The following is a 7,632-nucleotide window of genomic DNA, read 5'->3' as shown; positions in this document are numbered from 1 at the left end:
CCACCCACCTGGATGCGCGAACTGGTCATCCTGCGCGACCAGACCTGCATCTTCCCCCGCTGCAGCATCGACGCCCGCACCTGCGACCTCGACCACCCCACCCCCTACAAGCCACTCGAAGAAGGCGGACCACCCGGCCAAACCCACCCCGAGAACCTCGCGGCCCTGTGCCGACGCCACCACCGCGCCAAAACCGCCGGCCACTGGCGCTACCACGCCACGCCCGAGGGCTACCACTGGCACGGCCCCCACAACACCCACTACCTCCGCACCCCACGCGGCAGCAAGCGGCTGCCCTGACCACCGTTGGCGAGGCCCGTGCCAGGCAACGGGGTCACTGCGCGCTTTCGTCAGAGCGAGGTGAGCGGTCCAGCGGCTGGATCTGCTCGCCGCCCCACAGTCCACTCACAGCGGGACGGGAGCGCACGGAAAGGTCTGCTGGCCAACGTGAGGTCATGACGACTTCGCCCACCATCGAACGTCCCCGGCCGACAGGTCGACCCAACGGTCGGCCGACCGCGCACCGGCCGGGGAACCAGCAGGCGAGCGCCGCCCTCTCCCGGTTCCCCGTACCGGTCGAGCGGGCGGCTCTCGCCGGCCTCCTCGTCGGCACCGCAGCCTTGTACCTCTGGGGTCTGGGCGAGTCCGGATGGGCCAACTCGTTCTACTCCGCCGCCGCCCAAGCGGGTGCGGAGTCGTGGAAGGCGTTCTTCTTCGGGGCATCGGACGCCGCCGGCTCCATCACCGTCGACAAGACCCCATTGGCGCTGTGGCCGATGGCGTTGTCGGTCAAGCTGTTCGGGCTGTCGTCGTGGAGCATCCTGGTGCCGCAGGCGCTCGAGGGCGTTGGCGCCGTCTGGTTGTTGCACGAGACGGTCCGGCGTACGACGGGCTCGGCCGCGGCCGGGCTGCTCGCTGGAGCTGTGCTCGCGCTGACGCCGGTCGCCGTCTTGATGTTCCGCTTCAACAACCCCGACGCGATGCTCGTGCTGCTGCTCGTCGGCTCGGCGTACGCGACGCTGCGTGCCACCGAAGGGAGGCACCCGGTCCGCTGGCTGGCACTGGGGGGCGCTCTGGTCGGGCTGGCCTTCTTGGCCAAGATGCTGCAGGCGTTCTTGGTGCTGCCCGCCCTGGTGCTGACCTACCTGCTCTGTGCCGCCGCCGTACCCCTGGCCAAGCGGGTGCTGCACCTGCTCGTCGCCTTCGGCGCGATGCTCGCGGCGGGCGCCTGGTGGGTGGCGATCGTCGCGCTCTGGCCCGCGAGCGACCGCCCCTACATCGGCGGGTCGCAGACCAACTCGATCCTCGAGCTGACGCTCGGCTACAACGGCTTCGGCCGGCTGACCGGCGAGGAGACCGGCTCGGTAGGCGGCGGCGGTGGCTGGGGCGAGACCGGGCTGCTGCGCCTGTTCGGCAGCGACGTCGGCAGCCAGGTCGCCTGGCTGATCCCGGCCGCGATGATCCTCGGCGCCGGCGCCCTGTGGTTCGGCCGCCGCGACCACTCGGTCAGGGCCGGAGTCGTGTTGTGGCTGGGTTGGGGTGCGGTCACCGGGCTGACCTTCAGCCTGATGGCCGGCATCTTCCACGCCTACTACACGGTCGCGCTCGCGCCCGCGATCGCCGCCTGCATCGGGATCGGCGCCACCGTGCTGTGGCGGCACCGCGACAGCCTGGTCGCCTCCGCTCTGATGGCTGGCGCGGCGGCCTTCACCGCGACCTGGACGTTCGCACTGCTGGGCCGAACCGACTGGCAGCCCTGGCTCCGGTACGTCGTGCTGGTCGTCGGTCTTGTCACGGCGCTGGCGCTGTTCGTGGTGCGCCACATGCCTCACAAGGTCGGCGTGGCCGTGGCGGCGGCAGCGTTGATCGCGGCGCTGGCCGGACCGACGGCGTACTCGCTCGCCACCGCGGCCACACCCCACACGGGCTCGATCCCGAGCGCGGGTCCGGCGTCGACCGGCGGCTTCGGCGGACCGGGCGGCGCCCCCATCATGGGTGGCGGTCCGACGACCGGTGGCGGCGCCAATGCCGGCGGTCTCCTCAACGGCAGCACCTCCAGCGACGCGCTCGATGCGTTGCTGGCCGAGGACGCCTCGTCCTACACCTGGGTCGCCGCGGCCGTCGGCTCGAACTCCGCGGCGGGCTACCAGCTGGCGACCGAGCTCCCCGTGATGGCGATCGGGGGCTTCAACGGCAGCGACCCGAGCCCGACGCTCGCGCAGTTCCAGGACTACGTCGCCAACGGCGAGATCCACTGGTTCATCGCATCGGATGGCGGGTTCGGCGGCGGGCCGAACGCCAGTGGCTCGACGTCGTCCGACATCGCGACGTGGGTGGCCGACAACTTCAGCGCCCAGACGGTCGACGGCGTGACGGTCTACGACCTCAGCGCGGGAGCCCAGCAGTGAGTGCCCTGGAGGCCGTCGAGCCCGTGCCCGTCCTTGAGGTCGTCATCCCGGTCCACAACGAGGAGGCCGCCCTCCCCCTGGCGGTGGCGGAGGTCACGGCCTACCTCGACACGCTGCCGTGGACCTGGCGGCTGACCATCGCCGACAACGCCTCGACCGATGGGACGCCGCTGGTGGCGCACCGGCTGGCGAAGGCCAACCACAGGACCGACGTGCGCCGACTGGAGGAGAAGGGCCGTGGTCGGGCGCTGAAGCGCGTGTGGGAGGCATCCGACGCCGACGTGCTGGTCTACATGGACGTCGATCTCTCGACCGACCTCAACGCCCTGATGCCACTGGTCGCGCCGATCGTCAGCGGCCACTCGGACCTGGCCATCGGGTCGCGGCTCACGCGGGGGTCGCGGGTCGTACGGGGTCCGCGTCGAGAGCTGATCTCGCGCACCTACAACAAGATCCTGCGCGGGACCCTCGGCGCCCGGTTCAGCGACGCGCAGTGCGGGTTCAAGGCGATCCGTCGCGACGTGGCCCGAGTGCTGCTACCGATGGTCGAGGACGACACCTGGTTCTTCGACACCGAGCTGCTGGTGCTCGCCGAACGCAGCGGCCTGCGCATCCACGAGGTCCCGGTCGACTGGGTCGACGATCCCGACTCCCGGGTCGACGTCGTCCGCACCGCCCTCGACGACCTGCGTGGGATCCGACGGGTCGGCTGGGGGCTGCTGAGCGGGCGCGTGGACGTGGACCACGTGCGCGACCAGCTCGGCGTACGTCGTGACCAGGGGCGCCTCGGCACGCAGGCGGCGTTCTTCGCCGCGGTCGGCATCGCGAGCACCCTTGCGTATGCCGTGCTGTTCCTGCCGCTGCGCCACCTCATGCCCGCGCTCGCGGCCAACGCGTCGGCGCTCCTCATCACCGCCATCGCCAACACCGCCGCCAACCGCCGGTTCACCTTCGGGGTTCGCGGACGCCGTGACGCCGTCCGGCACCACGTGCAGGCCCTCATCGTCTTCGCCATCGGGCTGACGCTGACGTCGGCCTCCCTCGCGCTGCTCGATTCCCTCGCACCGAACGCCACGCGGCTGGTGGAGGTGAGCGTGCTGACCGCCGCCAACCTCGCCGTCACGGTGATGCGGTTCGTGGCGATGCGGGTCTGGATCTTCGGCCGGGCGAGAGTCTGGGTACCGTCTGGCCCGTGACCCAGGGACTGCTCCTGCCGAGCCACGTCGACCACCTCGTCGTCGGAGCAGGGTTCGCGGGGATCGCGCTGGCCGTGGGCCTGCAGCAGGACGGCGAGGACTTCGTCGTCATCGAGAAGGATCCGGCGCTGGGCGGCACGTGGTGGGCCAACACCTACCCCGGCGCGACGTGCGACATCCCCAGCCACCTCTACAGCTACTCCTGGGCACCCAACCCCGACTGGTCCCACGCCTACTCGCCGCAGCCCGAGATCCTGGCCTACCTGGAGAAGGTCGCCGCCGAGGCCGGCGTGCTGGACCGGTTCCACTTCGGCGTCGAGCTGCTCGAGGCGGCCTGGGACGAGGAGGCCCTGCGGTGGCGGGTGCGTACGTCGGCAGGCGAGCTGACCTCGACCACCCTGATCAACGCGACCGGGGGCCTCTCGGCACCCAAGCTGCCCAGCATCGAAGGCCTGCAGGCCTTCGCGGGCCCGCTGTTCCACACGGCCCAGTGGGATCACTCGGTCGACCTTCGGGGCAAGCGGGTGGCGGTTGTGGGAACCGGTGCCTCCGCGATCCAGGTCATCCCGGCGATCCAGCCCGACGTCGCGCGCCTCGATGTCTACCAGCGGTCGGCGCCGTGGGTGATCCCCCGTGGTCAGCACCCGTTCAGCGATGCGCAGCGGCGTCGCTACCGACGGTTCCCGGCGATCCTGCGGGCCGTGAGAGCCAAGATCTACTGGACGCACGAGGCTCTCGTCCCTGGCATCACCCGGTGGCAGCGGCTCAACCTCCCGGTCGAGCAACAGGGACGCCTGAACCTCGCCAAGGGCGTGAAGGACCCCGCCCTTCGTAAGAAGCTGACCCCGCGCTTCGGCGTCTTCTGCAAGCGGATCCTGACCTCCAACGACTACTACCCGGCTGTTGCCTCCCCCAACGTCGAGGTCATCACCGAGCGCATCGGCCGGATCACCGAGTCCGGCATCGTCACGGTCGACGGTGTCGACCGCGAGGTGGATGTCGTGGTGCTCGCCACCGGCTTCCACGCCACGGACGCGCCGATCCTCCACCTGATCCGCGGGCGGGGCGGACGCACGCTCGCCGAGGCCGCGGGCGACACCGGCTTCGCGTCGTACAAGGGCTGCACAGCCCACGGCTTCCCCAACCTGTTCTCCGTGCTCGGCGCCAACACCGGCCAGGGTCATACGTCGGTGATCACCTACATCGAGGCGCTGACCGACTACGTCCGCGGCGCGATCCGCACCATGCACCGCGCCGGCTATGCAGCGATCGAGCCGCGGGCACAGGCCCAACGCACCTGGAACGCCGACATCCAGCGCAGGATGCGCCGCACGGTCTGGGTCCGCGGCGGCTGCACGTCGTGGTACCTCGATGCGCACGGCCACAACCCGATCAGCTGGCCGGGTAGCACCGTCTCGTTCAAGCGAGCGGTCAAGGACTTCGACGTCGACGCCTACGACGTGAGGGCCGCCCGATGAGAACCTTCGAGGGCAAGGTGGTGGCGATCACCGGCGCTGGGTCGGGGATCGGTCGCGCCCTCGCCGTGGAGCTCGCCGAGCACGGTGCGCTGCTGGCGATCTCAGACGTCGACGCCGACGGGCTCGCCGAGACCGTCGACCTGGTCAAGGCCGCCGGTGCGTCCGAGGTGCGCGGCGACCTGGTCGACGTGGCCTCGCGCCAGGCCCTGGAGGCCTGGGCCGAGGAGGTCGCCGGCCAGTTCGGTCGCGTCAACGTGCTCGTCAACAACGCGGGCGTGTCGCTCACCGGAGAGGTCGGCGACCTCGCCGTCGAGGACATGGAGTGGATCGTCGACATCAACTTCTGGGGCGTGGTGCACGGCACTCGCGCCTTCCTGCCCCACCTGATCGCCTCCGGCGACGGTCACGTCGTGACCATGTCGTCGCTCTTCGGTCTCGTCTCGATCCCAGGCCAGAGCCTCTACAACGCCACCAAGTACGCCGTTCGCGGCTTCTCGGAGTCGCTGCGCGAGGAGCTGCTGGTCGCTCGCCACCCGGTCGGTGTCACCGTCGTCCATCCGGGCGGCATCAAGACGGCGATCGCGCGTCGTGGCCGGGTCTCGCGGCGAGAGGACAAGGACTCCCTCGTGGCGATGTTCGACGGCGTACTCGCCAAGGTGCCCCCCGAGCGCGCTGCGCAGGTCATCGTGCGAGGAGTCCTGCGCGGCAAGCCGCGCGTGCTGGTCGGCCTCGACGCCCACGTGCTGCACCAGGTCGCTCGCGTGGTCGGCCCTCGCTACCAGGACCTCGTCGCTCGCCAGGCCCGTCGGATGCGGCGCTCGTGACGCTGGTCCCCGGAGATCGCGTCCACGTGCGGATGACCAAGTGGGTCGAGCGGCCACACTGGGAGTTCGACGCCACCTACCTCGGTGATGACGAGCACGGCACCTGGCTGGGCCTTCCCCGCGGCACCCAGATGCTCCGACCCGGCGCGGAGTACGTCTCCCCCACCGACCAGCTCGGACTCGTGCCACCCGTCGGGAGGCCCGAATCGGAGCGCGGCTGGTTCGCGACCTTCCACGGTCCCGGCGGGCCGTTGTCGGTGTACGTCGACGTCGTCGCCCCGCCGACCTGGGACGGCCCGACCGTGGCGGCGGTCGACCTCGACCTCGACGTCGTGCGCGAGCTCGACGGCACCGTCTGGGTCGACGACGAGGACGAGTTCGCCGAGCATCAGGTAGAGCTCGACTACCCGCCCGAGGTGGTCATGGCTGCCCGGGCGTCGTGCGACCGCTTGGTGAGAGAGATCAGCAGTGCCGCCCCGCCGTACGACGGAGCGGCACTGCCGTGGTTCGAGGTGCTGAGGAGCCTCAGACCCGGACACCATCGGAGGTGACCACGCACTCCGAGGACAACGTGCTCAGGCACGCGCCGCGGCACGTGCGGCCGTCACATGCGGAGCTTCCCGTCGGCGGTCGACTCGCACTCGGTCCGCAGGGTGACGCAGACACTGTCCCCGCTCCCGTCGGCGTTCACGACGCCGCTGACCAGGGCATCCCCGGTTGCCTTGTCGTACCAGCCGAGGTGATAGGTCATCCGGTACAGATGCGTGACCTGGGTCGGCGGGGTGTAGACGCCACGGCCGACCAACGTGCGCTCGAAGCCCTTGACCTCGACGACGCGCAGCGAGCTGTCCACCACCTTCCACACAGCGCCGTCGAAGCGCTCGAGGACGTAGATCACGTTCACCTGCTGCTCATCGCTCGACGCCGGCGACGCCCCGACGAGCAGGCCGCCGTACTCGATGGCCTCGGTCACGACCTCGCCGGGTCCGCTGGCGAAGACCCGGTCCCGGCCCACGAGCATCGGAGCGGTCGCCTCGACGTAGGGCTCGCGATCGGCCGCGGTGAACTCGGCGGCTGAGGCCGGCGAGGCGCCGAGCGCCAGGGTCGAGGCGGCCGTCGCGGCCAGCAGGCCCAGTGGGACGAGTCCTCGCCGAGCGAGCCCGGCCTTGCGTGCGATGACTGTCGAGATGTTCATGCGGATCACCTCCTGGTGAGAGCGACGCCCCGCTTGTCGGGCCGTCGGCGTTGATTGAGGGCACCAGGGTGTGGGCCACGGCCGCGCAGGGTCTGTCGGTCTCCCGACGATCCGCGGTTCTATGGGTCAGCCGTGGAGTTGGTGACGCGCTAGCGCGCCTTCCTCAACCACCGAGGGGTGGTCACGAGTTGAGGAGGTTGCCCAGCTCCGCTGGTTGAGAGGTTGCGCGGCAACCGTCTCGAAACCATGGGGCGGGGTTGCGTCGCTCCGCTGGTTGAGGAGGTTGCGCAGCAACCGTCTCGAAACCATCGGGCGGGGTTGCGTCGCTCCGCTGGTTGAGGAGGTTGCGCAGCAACCGTCTCGAAACCATCGGGCGGGGTTGCGTCGCTCCGCTGGTTGAGGAGGTTGCGCAGCAACCGTCTCGAAACCATCGGGCGGGGTTGCGTCGCTCCGCTGGTTGAGGAGGTTGCGCAGCAACCGTCTCGAAACCATCGGGCGGGGTTGCGTCGCTCCGCTGGTTGAGGAGGTTGC

7 protein-coding genes are annotated in these 7,632 nt (G+C 70.4%); 6 read left to right on the top strand and 1 reads right to left on the bottom strand.

The features are described from left to right. The 6 genes from ISU10_RS22435 to ISU10_RS22410 all read left to right on the top strand — a co-directional run. Positions 1–300, top strand: a 300-nt coding sequence (locus ISU10_RS22435; RefSeq protein ID WP_228501775.1) for an HNH endonuclease signature motif containing protein, incomplete at its 5' end; no start/stop codon positions are given. A gap of 155 nt (positions 301–455) precedes the next feature. Further along, positions 456–2,408: an ArnT family glycosyltransferase gene (locus ISU10_RS22430; protein ID WP_194698680.1), complete on the top strand. Its 1,953-nt coding sequence runs from the start codon at positions 456–458 to the stop codon at positions 2,406–2,408. Next, positions 2,405–3,604 (top strand): bifunctional glycosyltransferase family 2/GtrA family protein, encoded by a 1,200-nt coding sequence (locus ISU10_RS22425; RefSeq protein WP_194698679.1) that lies wholly within the window; start codon positions 2,405–2,407, stop codon positions 3,602–3,604. Before ISU10_RS22430 ends, ISU10_RS22425 begins: the two co-directional genes overlap by 4 nt. Then, positions 3,601–5,082, top strand: coding sequence for a flavin-containing monooxygenase (locus ISU10_RS22420; protein ID WP_370865796.1), 1,482 nt, complete (start codon positions 3,601–3,603; stop codon positions 5,080–5,082). Before ISU10_RS22425 ends, ISU10_RS22420 begins: the two co-directional genes overlap by 4 nt. Continuing rightward, a complete protein-coding gene (locus tag ISU10_RS22415; RefSeq protein ID WP_194698678.1) occupies positions 5,079–5,906 on the top strand; it encodes an SDR family NAD(P)-dependent oxidoreductase in 828 nt (275 codons plus the stop codon). The genes ISU10_RS22420 and ISU10_RS22415 overlap by 4 nt, the downstream gene beginning before the upstream one ends. Then, positions 5,903–6,457 (top strand): DUF402 domain-containing protein, encoded by a 555-nt coding sequence (locus tag ISU10_RS22410; protein WP_194698677.1) that lies wholly within the window; start codon positions 5,903–5,905, stop codon positions 6,455–6,457. Before ISU10_RS22415 ends, ISU10_RS22410 begins: the two co-directional genes overlap by 4 nt. A gap of 53 nt (positions 6,458–6,510) precedes the next feature. Here ISU10_RS22410 and ISU10_RS22405 read toward each other — a convergent pair whose 3' ends face one another. Continuing rightward, positions 6,511–7,101, bottom strand: a complete 591-nt coding sequence (locus ISU10_RS22405; RefSeq protein ID WP_194698676.1) for a hypothetical protein — start codon at positions 7,099–7,101, stop codon at positions 6,511–6,513. Between the last annotated feature and the right edge of the window lie 531 nt (positions 7,102–7,632).

This window comes from Nocardioides agariphilus, assembly GCF_015352445.1.
GTDB classification, from domain to species: Bacteria; Actinomycetota; Actinomycetes; order Propionibacteriales; family Nocardioidaceae; genus Nocardioides; species Nocardioides agariphilus.
The sequence above is the reverse complement of the archived record's forward strand: the minus strand, read 5'-3'. Positions and strand labels throughout refer to the sequence as shown.